Origin of the sequence: Paenarthrobacter sp. TYUT067 (assembly GCF_023656375.1) — a bacterium.
In the GTDB taxonomy this organism is placed as follows: Bacteria; Actinomycetota; Actinomycetes; order Actinomycetales; family Micrococcaceae; genus Arthrobacter.
The window spans coordinates 25486-46522 of record NZ_JAMOIT010000007.1; the positions used below are offsets into that span (position 1 = coordinate 25486).

A 21037-nucleotide genomic window follows, 5' to 3' on the forward strand; every position below is an offset into this window, starting at 1 on the left:
AATGCCTGTTGCTATTCCGGCAAAGTCCAACGCTGCGCGCCCGCACCGGAGGCTCCGAGCTCGTCCGACGGATTCTGCAGCGTGCACGACTTCAGGCTCAAGCAGCCGCAGCCGATGCACCCGTCCAGGTCATTGCGAAGGTGCTGGAGGGCTGCGATGCGCTGGTCCAGTTCCTCGCGCCACCGCTGGGAGAGCCTGGCCCAGTCGCGTTTGGTGGGTGTCCGGCCGTCAGGCAGGGAATCCAGCGCCTCGCGGATGTCCTTCAGGGGCAGGCCCACCCGTTGGGAGGTCTTGATGAACGCGACCCGCCGCAGCGTTTCGCGGCGGTAGCGCCGTTGGTTGCCGGCCGTCCGGTCTGCTTCGATGAGCCCGTTCCGCTCGTAAAAATGAAGGGCCGACGCCGACACTCCACTTCGCTCGGACAACTCACCGATAGTGAGGGGCCGGTGCGTTGTGGCTTGTTGCATGGGTTCGCTTTCCTGGCGGGCGGTGGATTGACCTCAACATTAGTTGAGGTTCTAGGCTGGCGTCCATGACCTCTGACACCTCAACGGCCGGGATACTGCGCCGCCCATACCTGCTGGCCACCGTGGGGGCGTGCGCGCTCGTGTTCCTGAGCGCGTTCGAGTCCCTCGCGGTGACCACCATCATGCCGCTCGTCAGCCGCGACCTGGACGGAGCCAGCCTGTACGCGCTGGCCTTCGCAGGCCCGCTTGCTACGGGCGTGATGGGCATGGTGGCCGCGGGTAACTGGTCGGATCGTCGTGGTCCCGCGGCGCCGCTGTACACCTCCGTAGCATTGTTCGTGGCTGGCCTGTTGATCGCCGGAATGGCCGGAACCATGGAAATGCTGGTGCTCGGACGCTTGGTCCAGGGGCTTGGTGGCGGCGCAATGACCGTGGCCCTCTACGTCCTGGTGGCCCGCGTATACCCGCCTGTACTGCACCCTAAAATCTTTGCCGCCTTCGCCGCCTCCTGGGTGGTACCGTCCCTGATTGGTCCCTTTGCCGCGGGTGTGGTGGCCCAGCTCAGCAGTTGGCACTGGGTGTTCCTCGGGGTTGTGGGGCTGGTTGTCCCGGCATTGCTGATGGTGGTGCCGGCCGTGCGGGGGATGGATACGCGGCCTCCCGAGGAGCCTGTCCCCTGGGCCTTCGGCCGGATGGGGTGGGCGGCGCTCGCAGCCGCCGCCGTCCTCGGACTGAACCTGTCCGCAGAGGTTCCGGGCGTGGGTGGGGCGATTGCCGTCGTCGCTCTTGTCCTTGCTCTGGTGGCTGTCCGCCCGTTGGTTCCGCGGGGGACCCTCACTGCCCGGCGCGGCCTGCCCAGTGTGATCCTGGTGCGCGGTTTGGCATCGGCGGCGTTCTTCGGGGCCGAGGTGTATTTGCCGTATTTGCTGACTGAGCGCTACGCGTTCACCCCCACCTTCGCCGGGCTGACGCTGACTGGTGCCGCGTTGGCATGGGCCGGGGCATCGGCCATCCAAGGGAGGCTCGGTGCGCGGCTGGCGGACGATCTTGCCGTCAAGATCGGCGCTGCCTTGGTGCTTATTGCCGTGATCTCCACCCTGGTGACCGCGGCCTTCAGCCTGCCCGCGGCCGTGGCCATTGCCGGGTGGATCCTGGCCGGCGGCGGGATGGGGCTCATGTACCCGAGGCTCTCCGTGATGACGTTGGCGCTGTCCACAGAGGAGAACCAAGGCTTCAACAGTGCGGCCATGTCCATCTCCGATTCCCTCGGCGGGGCACTGTCCCTTGCGGCAACGGGGCTCGTTTTCGCGGCTTTTGCGGCCAGCCCGTTCGCTGCGGTCTTTGCGCTTACCGCAGTGATCGCCGTCGTCGGGGTGGTCATTGCACCCAGGGTTGCCGCCCGCTCTGCCGCGCCCGTGCCTCGTGACGCCGAACCGGAGCTCACGCGCCACTCCTGACCCGTTGTGAGGCCTGCTCTGCGTGCATTGGCGGCCTGGAAGGGCGTAAAGCGGGCCCCGCAACGGGAGGGCGTGTGTTGTGAGGCCTGCTCTGCATGGTTTGGGGGCCGTGAGCCATGCAAAGCGGGCCTCGCAACGGGAGGGTATGTGTTGTGAGGCCTACTCTGCGCACTATGCGAGCCCGGAAGGGTGCAAAGCGGGCCTCGCAACGGGAGGGTATGTGTTGTGAGGCCTACTCTGCGCACTATGCGAGCCCGGAAGGGTGCAAAGCGGGCCCCGCAACGCGAGCCTGAACAGCCCCGATGCGGGTCCGCCGTGGAATCACTGCTAAGCTAGGAACACTTGATGTGCGGTGACGCCCTGAAGCAGGTGGCCGGAAAGGCTACGCGGCGGGGCATTTTTCATGTGAGAGGCACATCCTGCGTCGATGAACGCGTTCTATTTGGTCCCGGCCACCGCTGCTAAAGCGAATCGGTAGACCACCTGACTTTTCCTCGGCGAACCCCTGGCCCAACCGGCGTCGGGGGCCGATGTCCGCACCTGGACACCGCCCGAAAGACATGAAGTTTATGACTACTTTTGCTGCCCTTGGCACGCCCAAGCCCATTGCTGAATCCCTCGCCGCAGATGGCATCGAAGAGGCATTCCCCATCCAGGTCAAGACCCTCCCGGATACGCTCGCAGGCCGCGACGTCCTGGGCCGTGGCCGCACCGGTTCCGGTAAGACCATTGCCTTCGCCATCCCGCTCGTGGCCCGCTTGGCCGAGCGCGAAGCAAAGCACTTCCGCAAGCCCGGCCGCCCCATGGGCCTCGTCCTTGCACCGACCCGCGAACTGGCAACCCAGATCAACGCCACCATTGAGCCGCTGGCCAAGGCCATGGGCCTGAACACCACGGTCATCTACGGCGGCATCTCCCAGGCACGCCAGGAAAAGGCGCTGCGCGCCGGCGTCGACATCGTCATCGCCTGCCCGGGCCGCCTCGAAGATCTGATCCGCCAGCGCATCCTGACCCTCGAAGCTGTTGAGGTCACCGTGCTGGACGAGGCAGACCACATGGCTGACCTCGGCTTCCTCCCGGTAGTCAAGAAGCTCATGGACATGACCCCCACCCAGGGTCAGCGCCTGCTCTTCTCCGCCACGTTGGACAACGGTGTTGACAAGCTGGTCAACCGTTACCTCTCCAACCCGCTGACGCACTCCGTGGACGATCCCCAGGCCGCTGTCACCACCATGGAACACCACGTCCTGGTGGTCAACGATCAGACCGTCAAGAAGCAACTCATTGTTGAACTGGCTTCCGGCGCTGGCCGCCGCGTCCTCTTCATGCGGACCAAGCACCACGCCCGCAAGCTCGCGAAGACCCTTACGGATGCCGGCATCCCCGCCGTCGACCTTCACGGCAACCTGTCGCAGAACGCCCGCGACCGCAACCTTGCCGAGTTCTCCAACGGTGACGTCCGCGTCCTGGTGGCCACCGACGTCGCAGCCCGCGGCGTGCACGTTGACGACGTCGAACTCGTCATCCACGTGGACCCGCCCACAGAGCACAAGGCCTACCTGCACCGCTCCGGCCGTACGGCCCGCGCCGGTTCCGATGGCACCGTGGTTACTCTGACGCTCCCCGAGCAGCAGAGCGACGTCAAGAAGCTCATGAAGGCTGCCGGCGTTGACGTTTCCTTCGAGCGCGTCACGGCGAACTCACCGCTGGTTTCCAAGCTCGTGGGCGACATCGCTGACAAGGTTGATCCCCGCACCCGTGCGGCCCTCCTCGCTGCGAAAACCCAGCAGGGTGGGGGCACCTCCACCGGCGCCAACGCCCAGCGCAAGCGCGCCCGCCGTTCCACGCAGGCTGCTCCCACCGCTGGTGGCCGCGGTGGTCGGAACGGTCGCGGCAAGGTTGGGGCTGAGCCGGTTCGTACGGACACCAACCGTGCAGATCGCCGCGCAGCAATGAACGACGACGTCGCACGCAGCCCCCGCGGTCGCGGCAAGGCCGGCGCTACTCACCGCAATGACGTTCCCGGCTCGCAGGGCCAGAACGGCCGCAGCGGACGTCCGGCTACCGGACAGCGCTCAGCTTCGACTCCGCGCACGGCATCCACCACGAGCACCCGTACCGGCGGAAACAAGGCCGTTTGGTCTTCCGCAACGGGCGCTACGTCCGGCGGATCCTACGGTTCAGGTGCTTCCGGCAACTCCGGTCGCGGTGGCTCGGGCGCAGGTCGTCCGGCACGCAGCGGCCCGCGTCGTGCATCGGCTCCCGCGTCCAACGAGCGTCGCGGCCGCTAAGTCTCGCGTTGTGAGGCCCGCTCTGCACCCTATTCCTTGGGTTTAGGACGCAGAGCAGGCCCCGCAAGTTACCAGCCTCGGGCGCGCCACTCTTCAAGGTGTGGCCGCTCGGCACCCAGTGTCGTGGGCAATCCATGGCCCGGGTGAACCAGGGTTTCGTCCGGATAAGCGTCGAACAGTCGCTCCTGCACGTCGTTCAACAGAGAAGTGAAGCGTGCGGAATCGTTCTGTGTGTTGCCGACGCCACCCGGAAACAACGAGTCGCCACTGAAAATGTGGGCCGGCCCGTCCGGATCCTGGTACACGAAAGCGATCGAGCCCGGGGTGTGTCCACGCAGGTGGACCGCCGTGAGCTCAACATCGTCAAACCGCTCAACGTCGCCGTGACCAAGGCGGACATCCACCGGAACCGGCAACGCATCGGCGTCGTCCGCTCCAGCTGAGGTGCTTGCGCCGGTGACGGCGACCAACTCAGGCAGCGCACGGACGTGGTCCCAGTGCTGGTGGGTGGTAGCAATGCGGACCAGCTTGGGCTGCGCGGCCGTGTCAGCGGCACTGTCCATCAGAAGCTGCTGAATGGCAGGGAGGTCGTCGGCGGCATCGATCAGCACCTGCGTACCCGTGGACTTGGAAGTCAACAGATACACGTTGTTGTTCATCTCGCTGACAGAAATGCTGCGGATAGTGACGTCACGCAGTGAGTGAATAAGTGAATCCATTCGTTCAGCCTACGTTCTTGGCTTCGCGGCCCTGTGACACCCAGTTGGGGTCGGCGGATCGTGAACCCACGACGGCGGCCGCTGCTTGGTCGAGTACCTCAAGATGTGCTGTCCCCAGTTGCAGGGACAGTGCCCCCAGGTTCTCGTCGATCCGGTGCGTCTTGCGCGTGCCGGGGATGGGAACCACCGAAATCCCGAGGCGCTGACCTTGGGTGAACAGCCAAGCCAGGGCTACCTGGGCCGGAGTTGCATCCAGCCCGCTGGCTACCTCGCGAACCGCAGCCACGACGGCCTGGTTCGCATCAAGTGCCTCATCACCAAAACGGGGGATCTTATGGCGGAAGTCATTCTCCCCAAGGTCGCTCGCGCTAACGGTTCCCGTAAGGAAACCGCGGCCAAGCGGCGAATAAGGCACGAACCCAACGCCAAGTTCCTTGGCTGCAGGAACAACGTTGAGCTCAACATCCCTGCTCCAGATTGACCATTCACTCTGGACCGCGGCAATGGGATGGACGGCGTTGGCCTGCCTGAGCTCCTCGGCTGTCACTTCAGACAAACCGAGGTGCCGGACCTTGCCCTCACGGACCAGCTCCGCCATGGCCTCCACGGTTTCCACTATCGGAACGCGGAGGTCACGGCGGTGCATGTAGTAGAGGTCAATCACGTCAGTGCCCAGACGGCGGAGGCTCGCTTCCGCCGCCTGCCTGATGTAAGGCGCATCCCCGCGGACTCCCGTGTACCCGTCCGCGGGGTTGCCCTCAATTCCAAACTTTGTGGCTACTTGGATGTCGTCGCGCCGCTCCTTCAAGAGCCTGCCTACGAGTTCCTCGTTGCTGCCTGCGCCGTATACATCTGCGGTGTCGATGAACGTAATACCGGCGTCCACCGCGTGCCGCAGCGTTTTGAGCCCTTCATCAGGCTCGATTCCGCCATAGACCGGGGTCAGGGCCATTCCGCCGAAACCGAGCTGGCTTACAGTGAGGCCATCGCCGAGTTGAACTTCAGTCATGAACTTCTCCAATACGCGTAGGTGTTCCAGAGTGCCCTTTGATGGCGTGAACCCGGCTACGGGCGCGGGTATTCCTGCGCTCCTTCCCAGTTGGTCCGGTGTTGCCCGGTTTGTTGGCTCGACGGATCCCGTATTTCCGGGGTTTCCGTTTGCTGGTGGAGGGGTGCTGGGGGAAGCAACCGGGATGGAGCGCTGCGGTGCAGGAGACTATTCGGCCTTCGCGGTGGCTTTCTCAGCAGGCAACGCCTTCAAACCAGCAGCACAGCCCACGATTCCCGCGATGAACAGCAACTTGAGCGGGCTGGCAGATTCAACACCCGTGATCATGGCCCAGCCAACGGTCAGTGCCGCACCAACACCCACCCACACTGCATAGGCAGTGCCGAGGGGGATACGTTTGACGGCAATGCCCAGCCCCAGCATGCTGAGGACGGCAGTGACGGCGAAAACCACCGTTGGCGTGAGTTGCGTAAAGCCGTTGGACAGGCCCAAAGCGGTGGCCCATACGGCTTCGAGCAGAGCTGAAGCCAAGAGGATGATCCAGAAGATTCCGTTGCTGGTGTTCTTAGTGTTTCCAGTGTTCTCAGTCATGGCTACGCCACCACCTTCAGGCCGATGACACATGCGCCGATGCCCGCAAGCAAAAGCAGCCGGGCCGTCGTCGCGCGTTCAACTTTGGTGACCATGGCGTATGTGGCGGTCAGGACCACGCCCACGCCAACCCACACTGCATAAGCCGTGCCCGTGGGAATGGATTGCATCGCAATGGCGAGTCCGGCCATGCTGGCTACAACGGACACCAGGAATACAACGGTGGGGACAGGTTTGCGGAAGCCTTTGGAACGGTGAAGAGCCGCAGCCCACACGGCTTCGAGTGCTCCGGAGAGAATCAGAATTATCCACGACATGACGTTTTCCTTTGGCCAGTCTTGTCGCGTGCCGGGTACTGAACCGTCGTCCGGAGGTTCCGGAGGGGAACCTTCATTTCAGGCTAGCAACTCCCATGCGGGGTGGCCACTTCTGGTGGTTAACGTCACCGGTTCAGGAATGCGACGGCTCCACGTGATCGATCGAGATCACCGCTACGAAGCCCCGGCCTGAGATCTCGGGACTGCGGATATCCGAGCCAACCACGGCGTCGTATCTGGACAACTCGACAGGTTCGATGACGCTGGGTGCCCCGCCGTCGTCGTCGGACTTTCCCTCCACAGCGATGTGTTCCTCCACAGCCGTGCCGGGCGCCACCGTGGCCTTACCCTCAAGCAGGACGGCCAGCTGGCCCTCGAAGACCGGGTGCGCGCGTTTCTTGGAGATCTCCACAATGGAGGTGTAGCCCTTGAAAGCACCTTCGCGTGCGATGACGTTCAAATCCCGGATGTCGCCAGTGGGAAGGGTGGCCGAGGATGCAGCCTCGCCCGAGAAACGGAACGGACGGTACTTCTCCAACGGATGCTCCGAGCCGTCCACCGTGAGGAGCAGCAGTTCGCCGTCGATGATGGTGATGACCCGCTCCATGCCCGGAAACACAGAAAATTCCCCAGCCTTGGAAACGTCCGCGATGCTGACGCGCCAATCCCAGGTGCCATCCTGTGCGGAGGCGGCCTTCGGATGGCTAGCGAGTTCGCGCGTCACCCCGCCCCCATTACGCCACGGTTCGGGACGGATGTCGGCAAAGCGGATAATCTCCATTCGACCAGCCTAGTGGTGGACGCGGCTTCTGCGTTGGCTTTGCAGCTTGCTAACGTCATATGTGGAAAACGTTCTGACTACGGCTGGAGGCATGGGAATGTTCGTCAAAGTGTGCGGCTTGAGCACGCCCGAATCCGTCCGTGAAGCGGTGGACTCCGGTGCGGACGCGGTCGGGTTCGTACTCACCGCCAGTCCGCGCGAAGTCAGCCCGGACCAGGTGCGCATTTTGCTGCCGCTGGTGCCGGAGGGTGTCCATGCTGTGGGTGTTTTCCGGCATGAGGAAGCCGATGCGGCGGTGGCTACGGCTCGTGCCGCCGGCCTCGAATGGGTGCAATTGCACGGTCACCGGACAGCCAACGACGTCACAACAGTGCACGACGCCGGGATGCGGCTCATCCGGGCCGTCACCATGGGTGCCTCGCAAGATGAGTTCGCTGATCTGGGCGAGGACATTTTCCTGATCGATGCCGCTGTTCCCGGCTCAGGGGAGTCGTGGGACTACGCCTCCGTGCGCGCAAAAGAGCTCGATGGGCGCGAGTGGCTCCTTGCCGGCGGGCTTGAACCCGGCAACGTGGCCTTCGCAGCAGCGGCGGCCGGTGCATGGGGAGTGGACGTGTCCTCTGGCGTCGAAGCATCCCGCGGAGTGAAGGACCTGGCCAAGATCCGTGCCTTCGTCGAAGCAGCCAAGGCCTGACGCTCTCTCACTTCTCGTTGGCTTTTCGCGGACGTTCTCGCACTTCCCGTTGGCTTTTCGCTGACGCTCTCGCAGTTCCCGTTCTTCCTGGTGGTGATGTGAGAAGGATCGGTGGAAACCCGCGATTTAGTGAGAGAGGATCGGTGGAAACCCGCGATTTAGTGAGAGAGGATCGGTGGAAACCCGCGATTTAGTGAGAGAGGGTCTGCCTGTCGCGGGCACCCCCTAGACTCACTTCCAAGAGCACGATTAACCTCGAAACTTCGAACCCACGGAAGCCAGGAGTCACGCAATGAGCACCGAACAGCACACCTTGACCATGAGCCGCGAATTCGATGCTCCGCGCGAGAAGGTTTTTGAAGCCTGGATGGAGCCGGACAAACTCACCCAGTGGTTCGGGCCCGTGGAAGTGGAGGCTCCCCGCGATCAGATCATCGTTGAGCCCCGGGTTGGCGGCGTGTGGCAGGTAGTCATGGTGTGGTCGGATGAGAACGGCGAGCAATCGGCGCCCATCGAGGCCACCATCACCGAGCTCAACAGTCCGGCTCTCCTGGTGGCGCAGGCCAAAGCTGCTCCCGACGCTGATCACGAGTACGAGGAAATGCACCTCGAATTCGAGGACCTCAACGGACGTACCCGGATGAATCTCACCCAGGGGCCGTTTGCGTCCGAGGAGTGGGTAGAGATGACCCGCGACGGCTGGGCTACCTCGTTCGACAAGTTGGACGGCGTCCTGGCCGGCTGAGTCGATGCCCTGTGGCGTGACACAGGAGTACGCGCGCCACTGGGCGCCGCTGGAAGTCAGGGAAGATTCAGGGCAGACCCCTAGGCTTTTTGTCGGGCCTGCAGGGGAGAATGAAGACTATGAAAACGCTCCTTAACATCATCTGGCTTGTCTTCGGTGGGTTCTGGCTGGCCTTGGGTTACTTCGCGGCAGGCATCATTTGCTGCGTGCTCATCGTCACCATCCCGTGGGGCATCGCTTCGTTCCGGATCGGTGCTTACTGCCTGTGGCCCTTCGGCCAAATGGTGGTTGAGAAGCCGGGCGGTTCCGGGGTGTTTGCGCTCTTGGGCAACGTGATTTGGCTTCTGGTTGCAGGTATCTGGATTGCGATCGGTCACGTGGTCACGGCAGTTGCCATGGCCATCACCATCATTGGAATCCCGCTAGCCATTGCCAACCTGAAACTGATCCCGGTATCGCTGATGCCCCTCGGTAAGCAGATTGTGCCCACCAGCCAGCCGTTCGTCAGCACCTACCGCTAAGCAGCACCTACCGCTAAGACGCAACCACTGCGCCGGTGAGCAGGTCGAACCGGAAGGTGCGCTCCGAAAGCACCCTTCCGGCGTCGGCCTCTGCCGTGAAAGTGAGGTCCAGCGTTTTCCGGGCCAGATCGGTCTCCGTGATGGTGTACGTCGGGGTGGAGTACAGCGCGTGTTCGCCGGGTTGCAGGTCCGTTGGCGGGAAATTGTCGGGGTTGTTGTGCGGTCCGAGAAGCACGACGCCGGCAGCCGGCTCGGTGCCGCGGTTGCTGATGCGTCCGGTGAAAGCCAAGATGTCCCCGGCCTTGTAGCCAGCGATGATGGGGCCGTAGTTGAGGTCTTGGGCTTCGCGGGTGCCAAGGACCTGGTTACCGGCGTAGCCTTGGCCGATTTCCTTCCAGGTCTGCACGTCCCATTCGCCATCGCTGTTGGCCGGAATCACGTGGTAGTCACCCGCGTTTTGCCATTCCGCGGGCCTGCCCGGAGTGATGGACCGCAGCTCCATGTCGAAGACGAGCCCCGCAGTGTCCGAAGAGTCCTGAACCGCTGCAGCTCGGTGAAGCTGCCCCGTCAGTTGCCGGGCAGGGATCGACGCGAACACGATCTCGCGGTAGCCGTGCCGCTCGTACAGCACCCCGATGTTTCCATTTGGCAGCCGCGTAACCGTCGAGTAAGCGGAACTGCCCTCGCACAGCAACAGCTTGGCCGGCCAGGTGGCGCCGTTGTCGGGGGAGAGGCTCAGGACCGTGTTCCGACGAAGATGAGGGTCCTGATTGTTGCTGGCGATCAGCCACTTGGAGGTCGCAGGTGTCGCGTAGGGATCAACGCTGGGAAGGCCGTCGAAGCGCGCCACGGAGCCGTTGTCACTGGGGTCGGGTAGTTCCGGGATGGCCTGCAGCGGGCTCCATGTCTGACCGCCGTCCTCGGACACAGCAGACAACCTGCACGGCGTTGCCCGCGAATGCAGGAGCAGCCGGCCATCGTCCAAGCACACAACCTTGTTTTCGTTGGGCCCAATGCCGCCGGGACCGGTTCCGATCATGTCTCCGAGGGACCAGGTCCCGCCGTGGTCGTCGCTGTATGCGGACGCAGCCATGATGGCTCCGTCTGCCAACAGCACATACTGTTGCACCAGCCGGCCTGCAAAAGGGCCGGTGTGTATCTGGATTCCCTGACCAGCCGCGGCGAACAGTCCAGTGACGGCACCGTGCTTGAGCTGTCCGGTGAGCCGGCGGTGTTGCCAGGTGTCGCCGTCGTCGTCTGAGAAGCTGACGTCCGCATGCTGCACCTCGTCCTCGGGCTCCAAGCCGGTGACGGCTTCGAAGAAGCCCGCATGCGTGCCTGCGGCGTGGAACATGAAAATCCGCCCGGTTTCCGTGTCAACCAGCAAGCTTGGATCGCCGAAGCCGTGGAGCCCCGAGCCCGTGCGCACAAGCTGCTGAGGCTCCCAGGTAACTCCGTTGTCGTAGCTGCGGCGCAGGAGAAGATCTATGGGATTGGGGAGGTCGTCCAAGTTGGGTCGGCCGTCGTAGGCAGCCAGCACGGTTCCCCGAGTACTGACGGCGAGGGCCGGGATGCGGTACTGGCGGTAGCCGCCCACGCCGCGGACAGCCAGGACGTGTTCGACGTCGGGTACAGCCAGCGGGAGTTTGGGGGAATCCAGGAGGTAGGAGGTCACACCTCCATGGTAGCCCCGGCCGCAAAGACCACCAGAAACGTTGTGAGTAATCTTGGCGGGTGACCACCAAAGCCCAGCCCAGCGCCCAGCACCGAGCCGAAGCACTTAAGGAGCGGGTCTATGTGACCTTCGCCGGGCTGGCGGTTGTCCTCGCCCTGCAGTCGCACGCGGAGACACTCACTCCAGGGGAAGCCGCTTCGACGCTGGCCATCACAGTGGTGGGAACATTGCTGGCGGTGTTCGTGGCCGACTTCGTCTCGCACCTGGCCGTGCATGCGAAGACCCCCAGCCGTTCTGAGCTGGCGCATATGGCGCGGACCAGCTTCGGCGCCTTCGGGGCGATTGTTCTCCCATTGATCTTTATCGCGGTGGCCGCCATGGGCCGGTGGAGCGTCGAAACCTCATTGCGCGCATCAACGGTCGCCCTGATTACTGCCCTGGTCCTCATCGGCTATCTGGCGGTTCGCCGGGTGAAGATGTCTTGGTGGAAGAAGGTGATTGTGCTCGGTGCGGAGTTCCTCCTGGGCTTGGCGGTGGTAGGACTGGAACTCCTCGCGCACGGCTGAAGCGCGGAACTCGCGCGGGGCGTCGAGCGAACCGCTCACCCGAGTTCGCCGGTGAGGTTCCGTCGCGCGGCCGTCAACCAGAGTGCCTTGGCGCGTTCGCTGTGGAACAGGGGATCCAGCCTCAGGAGGTCACGTACGACGGCGGCGCGCCCCTTCGCGAAGTCGTCGTCACTGACGTGGGCGTAGTCTTCGCGGACGGCGGCACGATAGCGGGCATAGGACTGCTGGTCGCTGCCGAGCACCGAGAGGTCTGCGTCGCACAACATTGCACCCGCGTAGTCGCCTGTCTTTGGACTGTGTGTGGCGGTGAGCCGGACCAAGCGTGCCACCTCGGCCACCTCGTGCGGAGCCAAACCAGTGGACGTTAGCCGGTCCTCTGCCAAGCGAGCGGACTCTTCTTCGTCCTGCCCGGCCACACCTTCATAGACGGCATCGTGAAACCATGCTGCCAGCAGGACGGTTCGGGCAGGCTGGTCCGGTTCGGCCAGCACATCCAAGGCCTCAAGGACTGCCAGGAGATGTGTCCGGCTGTGGTACTTCCTGCGGTCCTCTCCCCAGCGTTCCAGCAACTCAAGGCCCAGCTCCTCGTGGCCGGGATAGGTGCTGTTCCATCGTTCCATTAAAGGTATTGTCAAGGCCTTGCTCCGTTCACGAGCGGGGATGCGGAGTCCGCTGGCTATGAGTTTGCGGACCAGGATGCGGGCCTCCACAGGGATGGCGCCCGCGGATACGAGGTCGTCGTATCGTCGTTCGGGGACGTCGTAGTGGTCTCCGTCGAAGGCTCGTTCGGGAACGCCGGCGGAGGCTGCGAACGAGTGCAGCTCTTCCAGCGACGTGTCCGAAACCAGGTGTGAAAAAACGGTTCCATGCGCTGGCCACAAGGGCGGATCCACGTAGATGGCCATGGCCAAAGTGTAGTCCCGGACGATCCTTCCCAGTTGCCGGCCATCGGGACGTCTACCGCCGTGCTACCGTCCCGGAAGTACAGGCTTCACTGCCCGCGCTGATCACGGCAACTGGGAAGGAGTGCAGGAAACTCAGCGCTCGGCCGGCAGGATGTTCTGGTTGCCGCGGAACACGTTGTCGGGGTCGAACTCGCCCTTCACCAAGGACAGCCGGCGGTAGTTCTGTTCGCCGTAGGCCGCCATGATCCGGTCTTGACCCTCGTCACCAATGAAGTTCAGCCATACGCCGCCCGTGGTGTGGGGAGCGATGTCCTGCCGGAACTGTTTGACCCAAGCCTTGGCTTCCTGCCCGCCCTCACGGGTCTCGGACAGGCCGAACGGGTGGCTGACCCACGAGGCTCCGCGGTGTTGCAATGGTGTGTTCGCGGCAGCCGGTCCGCCCACGGCTCCGCCCCAACGAGCCACCAGCTGCTGCGAGTGCGGGCCTGGAAGGCGCTGTGCCGAGTCCACCAGGAGGTCCAGGGCAGCATCGGACAGTTCGTCGTGGTAGTCGGCGCTCCAGTAGTTGTAGAGGTCCGGAGGGTCATCGATCATGCATTGGAAGTCCGCGTATCCCATGGGTGAAACCAGGTCCACCGAGGGGCCGAGGTCCTTGAACGGCTTTGCATGCTCCTCGCCGGCCTCAAGATCGCCCGCGTAGATGTATGCCATCCCGACGGCGAGCTTGCCCACCATCTCTTCGGGGACGAACTCTTCCGGCGGGGCGGTGAGGTACACCAGTGCTGTCCCCACGGCGTCGGGTGCCTCCAAAGCAATCTGCCGGTAGGCGCGCGACAGATCCGGTGCGTCGTCCCCGGGGAACAGCATGAGGCCGGCCACCACCGAAGGTCCGAGGTCGTGGAGCTGGAACGTCAAGGACGTAGCCACGCCAAAGTTTCCGCCGCCTCCGTGGAGGGCCCAGAACAGCTCCGGATTCTCGTCCCGGCTGGCGGTCACGCGATCGCCGGAGGCTGTGACGAGGTCTACCGAGAGCAGGTTGTCGCACGCGAATCCGTATGAGCGCTCCAGCCATCCGGAACCACCGCCAAGTGTGAAGCCCGAGACTCCCGTGGTAGAGGCGCGTCCGCCCGTCACGGCCAGCCCGTACTGCTGGGTTGCGCGGTCGAACTCGCCCCACGTGAGTCCAGCGCCGGCCGTGGCGGTCTTGGAATCGGGGTCCACGCTGATGGACTTCATGGGGCGGACGTCAATGACCAAGCCGTCGTCGTTGGTGGACATGCCGGCCACCGAGTGCCCGCCCGAGCGCACAGCGACGTCCAGATTATGGTTGTGCGCATAGAGCAGCGCTTCGGCAACCTCGCCGGAATCCGAGCATTTAGCGATGACAGCCGGCCTGCGGTCGATCATCGCATTGAAGAGTTTTCGGGCGTCGTCGTAGTCCGGGCTGTCCGGCCGAATCCATTCCATGGGACGTTCCTTTGAATATGAAACTCTCCCCTAGAACAGGGTACGGCGGCCGGTCCCCGTGGACCATGGGTAACGCAAAGAAGTACGACGACGGCGGCGCACCACTTTCCGCCATGCGCACCAGAGCTTACGGAAGCGTCGGGCGGCATCGGATGCGCCAAGAATGCAAAAGGCTGCGGGCGACGGAAAAGGGTGCAGCCAACGGGCGGCCCGCTGTCCGCGGTCATCTTTTGTTTGCGGATCAACAGGTGCCCCAGATCCGCAAATACGGCACTATGATGCATTTATGCCGCACATACGAATTTCCGAAGCCGCGCGTTTCCTAGGTGTCAGCGACGACACCGTGAGGCGATGGACGGAAAATGGAACTCTCACTGCCCTGAGGGACTCAGCCGGGCGGCTCGCGGTGGATGGACTGGAACTGGCCACCCTTGCCCGCGGGCAGTCCCATCTCCCTGATGATCCTTCCCGCGCGGCAAGCTCAGCACGTAACCGCTTCGTCGGCTTGGTCACTGGCATCACCGCGGACAAAGTGATGGCCCAGGTTGAGCTTCAATGTGGCCCGTTCCGCGTGGTGTCGCTGATGAGTAGCGAAGCCGTCCGGGAACTCGGGTTGGAGCTCGGCTCGGTAGCCACAGCCGTAGTGAAGGCCACCACTGTCATCATCGAAACACCGCAGGGAAAGAGCGTCATATGAGCATCCTCCGCAAGCCTCTTGCCGCACTAATGGTTGCAGGTGCGGTCGCGGCAAGCTTGGCGGCCTGCGCCTCGGGCACCACACGTCCGTCCACAGGCTCGGCCAACCCGGGGTCGTCCATGTCCGGAGAGATCACCGTTTTCGCTGCGGCATCCCTGAAAACCACCTTCACCCAGTTGGCCAAGGACTTCGAAGTTCAGCACCCGGGCACCAAAGTGACTCTCAGCTTTGCGGGCTCCTCAGATCTGGTCACGCAGATTACCCAAGGCGCTCCCGCGGATATTTTCGCTTCGGCCGATACCAGGAACATGACCAAGCTCGCCGACCAGGACCTTGTGGAGGGCACCGCAACCAACTTCGCCACCAACGTCCTGGAGATCGCCGTCCCGCCCGGCAATCCGGCGTCGATCTCTTCTTTTGCGGACCTTGCCAAGCCTGGCGTCAAAGTGGTGACCTGCGCCAGCCAGGTTCCCTGCGGCGCTGCAACGGAGGCCGTTGAAAAGGCCGCGGGAACAACGTTGAGCCCGGTGAGCGAGGAATCGTCAGTGACCGATGTCCTTGGCAAAGTCACCTCGGGCGAGGCTGACGCCGGCCTGGTCTACGTTACGGATGTAAAGCGGGCCGGCGACAAGGTCAAGGGCATAGCATTCCCGGAATCGGACAAGGCCGTCAACACTTACCCGATTGCCACGGTTGGCACTAGTAAGAACAAGGAACTCGCAGCCGCCTTCATCGCAAACATCACCAGTGAAGCAGGCAAGAAGGTCCTCAGGGATGCCGGCTTCGGAACGCCTTAGCGGAGGCCACGGGGAATGATCAGGCATAGCGGCTACCACGGCGTCCCGCGCTGGATTTATGTGGTCGCGGCCGGGGGTGGACTTTTGATGGTGCTTCCCTTGGCGGCGATGGTGTTGCGGGTGAACTGGCCACAGTTCATCCCGCTCATTACCTCCGAGTCCTCGCTGGCCGCGCTTGGCCTGAGCCTGCGGACCTCGGCAGCCAGCACCGTTCTGTGCATCGTGCTGGGTGTTCCTTTGGCGTTGGTCCTGGCGCGTGGCGATTTTCCGGGGCAGCGGTTACTGAGGGCGTTCGTCCTCTTGCCGCTGGTGCTGCCGCCGGTGGTGGGGGGCATTGCGCTCCTGTACACCTTCGGCCGGCAGGGTCTCCTCGGCAAATCCCTGGAGCTGGTGGGAATCCAGATCGCGTTCACTACTACCGCTGTTGTTCTGGCTCAGACGTTCGTGGCCTTGCCGTTCCTTGTGGTGAGCCTGGAAGGCGCGCTCCGTTCAGCTGGAAGTAAGTACGAGGCCGTCGCGGCTACCTTGGGCGCACGGCCCACCACCGTTCTTCGTCGGGTTACGCTGCCGCTGGTTTTGCCCGGGCTTGCGTCCGGAGCAGTGTTGTCATTCGCTCGCAGTTTGGGCGAGTTCGGCGCTACCTTGACCTTCGCCGGCAGCCTCGAAGGGATTACCCGCACCTTGCCGTTGGAAATCTACTTGCAGCGCGAGACCGACGCCGATGCCGCCGTCGCACTTTCCTTGGTGCTGGTGGCGGTGGCAGTGGCGGTGGTTGGGCTGAGCTACGGTCGCCGCCGCAGCGCCCAGCCCGCGGAGGTCCGGCCATGAGCTTCGAGCTGCAGGCCAGCATGCCTGGCAGGAACTTCCACATGTCCCTCAGCCTCCGCGAGGGCGAGACGGTGGCCGTCCTGGGACCCAACGGCGCGGGCAAGTCGACGCTGCTGGGGGTCATTGCCGGATTGCTGCGGCCGGACACCGGTTCGGCACGCATCGGGGATAGGGAGCTCTTCAGGCTCGACGGCGGAACCCGCCTGTGGAGCCCGCCGCACCTTCGCGGGACTGCGCTTTTGGCCCAGGAAGCGTTGCTGTTTCCGCATTTGACCGCCCTGGACAACGTGGCTTTTGGGCCGCGCAGCTCCGGCATTTCGAAGGCAGCGGCCAGGGAAACTGCGCGCCACTGGCTTGCTGAGGTGGACGCCCTCCCGTTGGCTGACCGCAAGCCTGCCCAGCTGTCTGGTGGGCAGGCTCAGCGGGTGGCGGTTGCCCGGGCCTTGGCCGCCGATCCCGAACTCCTGCTGCTTGACGAACCGATGGCCGCGCTGGACATCCATGCTGCCCCGTTGCTGCGCCGTGTGCTCAAGCGGGTCCTCAGGGATCGCAAGGCCATTGTTGTCACGCACGATGTCCTGGACGCCTACATGCTGGCCGACCGCGTGGTGGTGGTGGAGGGTGGCTGCATCACCGAAGAAGGGCCCACGCGCCAAGTGCTTGAACGGCCACGAAGCCACTTCGCCGCCGGACTCGCAGGGCTGAACCTCGTCACCGGGATCATCACCGAGGAAGGAATCACGACGCCGGATGGCCGGGTTTTCGCTGGCCAGCACGATCCTGACTGGTTACCCCTGCCCGGCCAGGCAGGCGTGGCCGCGTTCCCGCCGTCGAGTGTTTCCGTCTTTTTGGGTGAGGTGCACGGAAGCCCGCGCAACTCTTTTCCCGTGGTCATCACTGACCTTGAACCGCATGGTGATCAGATCCGGGTTCGCGCAAGGACCGGAGATCCCGTCCAGGCTTTGTCCGCCGACATCACTCCGGCAGCGTCCGCTGACCTGGGCCTGGCGCCGGGCATGGAGGTGCGGTTCGTGGTGAAGTCCGCGCTGGTGTCCGTCTACCCGGCCTGAGCCCATGGTCATTCCCGGTACATCCTTTCGGCGTAGGACGGCCCGTAGTAAGACTCCAGGTCTTCCAGCGGCGTTTCGGGCTGGGTGTAAGTCTTGGCGAGGGCCGCGATGCTCGGCAGGCCGTCGGTACCCCAGGTTTCGGGCTGCCACAGGCCACTGCGCATGAACGCCTTGCCGCAGTGCGTGAACACTTCCTCCACCGAAACTACGACGGCGGCGCGCGGCCGGTGCCCTTTGACCACCATGAGATCGAAGAAGTCGGCATCGCGGACAATCTGTGCGGTCCCGTTGATCCGGAGGGTGTCGGTGCGGCCCGGGACGACGGAAAGGATGCCGACGTTCGGGTTTTCAAGGATGTTGTGGAAGCCGAACACCAGCTTGTTGCCGGGCCGCTCCGGGATGGCGATGGTGTGCTCGTCCAGGACCTGAATGAAGCCCGCGGGATCGCCCTTGGGTGAGGCGTCCACGCGACCCTGCGCGTCCGTCGTCGAGATCACGCAGAAGGGGCTGGCTGCCAGCCATTGGCGGTCGAAATCGCTGAGGACTGTGCGCACCTTTTGGCGCACGCGATCGAGGGGCAATCCGATGAGTTCTTCAAGTTCGGCCGCGGTTGAAATGGTCTCCATGGCCCCAGCCTACCCACACGATTCCCGCGGACTCTGGACACTGGTTTCGCCGTGGGCAAACATGGAACACAGTGGGCCAAAATTAAAGTTGAGCGTAGTAGACTCAACTTTGAAAGTATTGGTTCAACTCCAGAAAGGGAGCACTCTTTGGACGTCAAATTCACCACCAAAAGCCAGGAGGCCCTTTCTGCGGCCGCCATGAACGCCTCGACTGCGGGCAACCCGCAGCTCGAGCCCGCCCACCTGCTGAAGGCCCTCATGGACCAGCGCGAGGGCGTCGCTGTGGCACTGCTGCGTGCTACCGGTGCAGACCCTGATGCAGTGAGCGTACAGGCCAGCTCGGCCATCAAAGCGCTTCCCTCCTCCTCGGGTAGTTCGGTCCAGCAGGCGCAGTTGTCCCGCCAGTCCATGCAGGCCATCCAGGCGGCCCAAGCCGAGGCCGACAAACTCGGTGACTCCTTCGTGTCCACCGAGCACTTACTGCTGGGGCTCTCGGCCGGAAGCGACGCCGTCGGGAAGTTAATGCGCGACGCCGGTGCCTCCCATGAGGCGCTGCTCGCCGCCTTGCCGGGTGTCCGTGGCGACAGGAACGTCAACTCGCCGGATCCGGAGAACACCTTCCAGGCCTTGGAGAAATTCGGCACTGACCTCACTGCTGTGGCCCGTTCCGGCAAACTGGATCCCGTCATCGGGCGCGACAGCGAAATCCGACGCGTCGTCCAGGTCCTGAGCCGCCGCACCAAGAACAACCCCGTGCTGATCGGCGAGCCCGGCGTTGGCAAGACTGCCGTCGTCGAAGGCCTCGCCCAGCGCATGGTGGCCGGTGACGTTCCGGAGAGCCTGCGTGGCAAGACCCTCATCGCCTTGGACCTCGCCTCCATGGTGGCCGGCGCCAAATACCGTGGCGAGTTCGAGGAACGACTCAAGGCTGTCCTTGAGGAAATCAAGAACTCCAACGGTCAGATCGTCACGTTCATTGATGAGATCCACACGGTGGTGGGGGCTGGCGCCACAGGTGAGAGCGCCATGGATGCCGGCAACATGCTCAAGCCCATGTTGGCCCGCGGCGAGCTGCGCCTGATTGGTGCCACCACTTTGGATGAGTACCGCGAGAACATCGAGAAGGACCCTGCGCTGGAGCGCCGCTTCCAGCAGGTCTACGTCGGCGAGCCCAGTGTTGAGGACACCATAGGCATTCTGCGCGGCTTGAAGGAGCGCTACGAGGCACACCACAAGGTGGCTATTGCCGACTCAGCGTTGGTGGCAGCCGCAACACTGTCCAACCGGTACATCTCTGGCAGGCAGCTTCCGGACAAGGCAATCGACCTCGTTGATGAGGCCGCGTCAAGGCTCCGCATGGAAATCGATTCGGCGCCGGAGGAGATCGACCAGCTTCGCCGTGCCGTGGACCGTCTGACCATGGAGGAACTGGCCCTCCAAGGCGAGACCGATCCTGCCTCGGTGGAACGATTGGCGGCGCTCCGTGCGGACAAAGCCGACAAGAACGAAGAACTGAGTGCCTTGAATGCGCGCTGGGAAGCCGAGAAGGCCGGGCTCAACCGAGTTGGTGATCTTAAAGCGAAGATCGACGAACTGCGTTCCGTCGCGGACAAAGCCCAGCGTGAAGGCGACCTCGAATCGGCGTCGCGGATCCTTTATGGCGAGCTGCCGGCCCTGGAGCGGGAGCTGAGCGCCGCTGCCGAGGAGGAGTCAGCCCGCAGCGATTCCAAGCCCGAGCTCATGGTGGCGGAGGACGTGACTGCGGACGACATCGCCGAGGTCATCTCCGCATGGACCGGGATTCCGGCCGGACGCATGCTCCAAGGCGAATCGCAGAAACTGCTGCACATGGAAGAGGAACTCGGCAAGCGGCTCATCGGACAGACCAAAGCCGTCCAAGCTGTGTCCGACGCCGTGCGCCGTGCCCGTGCCGGCATCAGCGACCCCAACCGTCCCACAGGTTCTTTCCTGTTCCTTGGGCCCACCGGTGTGGGTAAGACCGAGCTGGCCAAGGCACTCGCGGACTTCCTCTTTGACGACGAACGCGCCATGATCCGGATCGACATGTCCGAGTACAGCGAGAAGCACTCGGTGGCCCGCCTGGTGGGTGCCCCTCCGGGATATGTCGGCTATGAGGAAGGTGGCCAGCTGACCGAGGCTGTCCGCCGCAGGCCCTACTCCGTGGTGCTGCTGGACGAGGTGGAGAAGGCCCACCCCGAGGTTTTCGACATCCTCCTGCAGGTTCTGGACGACGGACGACTCACCGACGGCCAAGGCCGCACCGTGGACTTCCGCAACACCATCCTGGTGCTGACGTCCAACTCCGGCAGCCAGTTCCTGGTGGACCCGACCATGGATGCCAAGGCGAAGCGTGAGGCTGTCATGGCGGTGGTCCAGGCATCCTTCAAACCGGAGTTCCTGAACCGCCTGGACGAGATCGTGCTGTTTGATCCGCTGTCCGTGGAGGAACTGGCCCGGATTGTTGAGTTGCATGTGGCCGAGTTGGGCAACCGGCTCCGTGAGCGCCGCCTGAGCCTGGAAGTCTCTGATGGCGCACGTGCGTGGTTGGCCATGTCCGGCTTCGATCCCGCCTACGGTGCACGGCCACTACGCAGACTGGTGCAACGGGAGATCGGCGACCGCCTCGCCAAGGAGATTCTTGCAGGCGAAATCAGCGACGGCGACACCGTGCTGGTGGACACCGCCGCTGATCTGGACGAACTCACCGTTGAGGGCTTCGAAGCGCTGACGGGTCCCGACGGCGGCACTCCCGCCGGTACGGGCCTCACGGTCCGCAGGAAGCAGGGATAGCGG

The 21037-nt window shown here is 63.8% G+C and carries 21 protein-coding genes and 1 riboswitch; of the genes, 11 read left to right on the forward strand and 10 right to left on the reverse strand.

Going from position 1 to position 21037, the window contains the following annotated elements:
* Window positions 1-11 precede the first annotated feature (11 nt).
* Window positions 12-467: a redox-sensitive transcriptional activator SoxR gene (soxR, locus tag MOD31_RS07885; protein ID WP_142937869.1), complete on the reverse strand. Its 456-nt coding sequence runs from the start codon at window positions 465-467 to the stop codon at window positions 12-14.
* 65 nt (window positions 468-532) lie between these two features.
* Here soxR and MOD31_RS07890 point away from each other — a divergent pair, with 65 nt between their 5' ends.
* Together MOD31_RS07890 and MOD31_RS07895 are read left to right on the forward strand one after the other, a co-directional pair.
* Complete coding sequence (locus MOD31_RS07890) at window positions 533-1924, forward strand: MFS transporter (protein WP_250820254.1); 1392 nt, start codon at window positions 533-535, stop codon at window positions 1922-1924.
* A gap of 569 nt (window positions 1925-2493) precedes the next feature.
* Complete coding sequence (locus MOD31_RS07895) at window positions 2494-4215, forward strand: DEAD/DEAH box helicase (RefSeq protein WP_250820255.1); 1722 nt, start codon at window positions 2494-2496, stop codon at window positions 4213-4215.
* A 68-nt stretch (window positions 4216-4283) separates the two neighbouring features.
* On the opposite strand, the gene MOD31_RS07900 is transcribed toward MOD31_RS07895, so the two are convergent.
* The 5 genes from MOD31_RS07900 to MOD31_RS07920 form a co-directional block, all read right to left on the reverse strand.
* Complete coding sequence (locus MOD31_RS07900) at window positions 4284-4934, reverse strand: MBL fold metallo-hydrolase (protein ID WP_250820256.1); 651 nt, start codon at window positions 4932-4934, stop codon at window positions 4284-4286.
* Between the two features lie 4 nt (window positions 4935-4938).
* The gene (locus MOD31_RS07905) at window positions 4939-5943 is read right to left on the reverse strand and encodes an aldo/keto reductase (protein ID WP_250820257.1); all 1005 of its coding nucleotides are present in this window, start codon (window positions 5941-5943) and stop codon (window positions 4939-4941) included.
* Window positions 5944-6150: 207 nt separating this feature from the next.
* Window positions 6151-6534, reverse strand: coding sequence for a multidrug efflux SMR transporter (locus MOD31_RS07910; protein ID WP_284705320.1), 384 nt, complete (start codon window positions 6532-6534; stop codon window positions 6151-6153).
* 2 nt (window positions 6535-6536) lie between these two features.
* Window positions 6537-6851 (reverse strand): multidrug efflux SMR transporter, encoded by a 315-nt coding sequence (locus MOD31_RS07915; RefSeq protein WP_166842273.1) that lies wholly within the window; start codon window positions 6849-6851, stop codon window positions 6537-6539.
* 10 nt (window positions 6852-6861) lie between these two features.
* Window positions 6862-6927, reverse strand: a riboswitch (guanidine-III (ykkC-III) riboswitch).
* A gap of 57 nt (window positions 6928-6984) precedes the next feature.
* Window positions 6985-7632, reverse strand: coding sequence for a HutD family protein (locus MOD31_RS07920; RefSeq protein ID WP_250820258.1), 648 nt, complete (start codon window positions 7630-7632; stop codon window positions 6985-6987).
* A gap of 97 nt (window positions 7633-7729) precedes the next feature.
* Between MOD31_RS07920 and MOD31_RS07925 the strand changes: the two genes are divergently transcribed.
* The 3 genes from MOD31_RS07925 (at window position 7730) to MOD31_RS07935 (ending at window position 9592) form a co-directional block, all read left to right on the forward strand.
* A complete protein-coding gene (locus MOD31_RS07925) occupies window positions 7730-8326 on the forward strand; it encodes a phosphoribosylanthranilate isomerase (protein WP_250820370.1) in 597 nt (198 codons plus the stop codon).
* Between the two features lie 292 nt (window positions 8327-8618).
* Window positions 8619-9071, forward strand: coding sequence for an SRPBCC domain-containing protein (locus MOD31_RS07930; protein WP_250820259.1), 453 nt, complete (start codon window positions 8619-8621; stop codon window positions 9069-9071).
* Between the two features lie 119 nt (window positions 9072-9190).
* Window positions 9191-9592, forward strand: a complete 402-nt coding sequence (locus tag MOD31_RS07935; RefSeq protein WP_062068115.1) for a YccF domain-containing protein — start codon at window positions 9191-9193, stop codon at window positions 9590-9592.
* Window positions 9593-9605: 13 nt separating this feature from the next.
* Here MOD31_RS07935 and MOD31_RS07940 read toward each other — a convergent pair whose 3' ends face one another.
* Window positions 9606-11267, reverse strand: a complete 1662-nt coding sequence (locus tag MOD31_RS07940) for a sialidase family protein (RefSeq protein ID WP_250820260.1) — start codon at window positions 11265-11267, stop codon at window positions 9606-9608.
* A gap of 59 nt (window positions 11268-11326) precedes the next feature.
* Between MOD31_RS07940 and MOD31_RS07945 the strand changes: the two genes are divergently transcribed.
* On the forward strand, window positions 11327-11833 hold the full coding sequence (locus MOD31_RS07945; RefSeq protein WP_250820261.1) for a hypothetical protein: 507 nt from the start codon (window positions 11327-11329) through the stop codon (window positions 11831-11833).
* 35 nt (window positions 11834-11868) lie between these two features.
* Here the strand turns inward: MOD31_RS07945 and MOD31_RS07950 are convergent, their stop codons facing one another.
* Both MOD31_RS07950 and MOD31_RS07955 read right to left on the reverse strand, forming a co-directional pair.
* Window positions 11869-12738 carry a DUF4031 domain-containing protein gene (locus tag MOD31_RS07950; RefSeq protein ID WP_250820262.1) on the reverse strand — a complete coding sequence of 290 codons (870 nt, stop codon included), beginning with the start codon at window positions 12736-12738 and terminating at the stop codon, window positions 11869-11871.
* Window positions 12739-12870: 132 nt separating this feature from the next.
* Window positions 12871-14205: an FAD-binding oxidoreductase gene (locus tag MOD31_RS07955; protein WP_250820263.1), complete on the reverse strand. Its 1335-nt coding sequence runs from the start codon at window positions 14203-14205 to the stop codon at window positions 12871-12873.
* A 286-nt stretch (window positions 14206-14491) separates the two neighbouring features.
* On the opposite strand from MOD31_RS07955, the gene MOD31_RS07960 reads away from it, so the two are divergent.
* Genes MOD31_RS07960 through MOD31_RS07975 form a run of 4 tightly spaced genes read left to right on the forward strand, consistent with a single transcriptional unit; the run spans window position 14492 to window position 17597 of the window.
* Window positions 14492-14902, forward strand: a complete 411-nt coding sequence (locus tag MOD31_RS07960; protein ID WP_250820264.1) for a molybdopterin-binding protein — start codon at window positions 14492-14494, stop codon at window positions 14900-14902.
* The gene (modA, locus tag MOD31_RS07965) at window positions 14899-15699 is read left to right on the forward strand and encodes a molybdate ABC transporter substrate-binding protein (RefSeq protein WP_250820265.1); all 801 of its coding nucleotides are present in this window, start codon (window positions 14899-14901) and stop codon (window positions 15697-15699) included. Before MOD31_RS07960 ends, modA begins: the two co-directional genes overlap by 4 nt.
* Before the next feature lie 15 nt (window positions 15700-15714).
* Window positions 15715-16527 (forward strand): ABC transporter permease, encoded by an 813-nt coding sequence (locus MOD31_RS07970; protein ID WP_223940980.1) that lies wholly within the window; start codon window positions 15715-15717, stop codon window positions 16525-16527.
* Window positions 16524-17597, forward strand: coding sequence for a sulfate/molybdate ABC transporter ATP-binding protein (locus MOD31_RS07975; RefSeq protein ID WP_250820266.1), 1074 nt, complete (start codon window positions 16524-16526; stop codon window positions 17595-17597). The genes MOD31_RS07970 and MOD31_RS07975 overlap by 4 nt, the downstream gene beginning before the upstream one ends.
* Before the next feature lie 8 nt (window positions 17598-17605).
* Here the strand turns inward: MOD31_RS07975 and MOD31_RS07980 are convergent, their stop codons facing one another.
* Window positions 17606-18223: a pyridoxamine 5'-phosphate oxidase family protein gene (locus MOD31_RS07980; RefSeq protein WP_250820267.1), complete on the reverse strand. Its 618-nt coding sequence runs from the start codon at window positions 18221-18223 to the stop codon at window positions 17606-17608.
* A gap of 147 nt (window positions 18224-18370) precedes the next feature.
* Between MOD31_RS07980 and clpB the strand changes: the two genes are divergently transcribed.
* Entirely contained in the window at window positions 18371-21034 is a 2664-nt protein-coding gene (gene clpB, locus MOD31_RS07985; RefSeq protein WP_142937887.1) for an ATP-dependent chaperone ClpB, read from the forward strand.
* The last annotated feature ends 3 nt before the right edge of the window (window positions 21035-21037 follow it).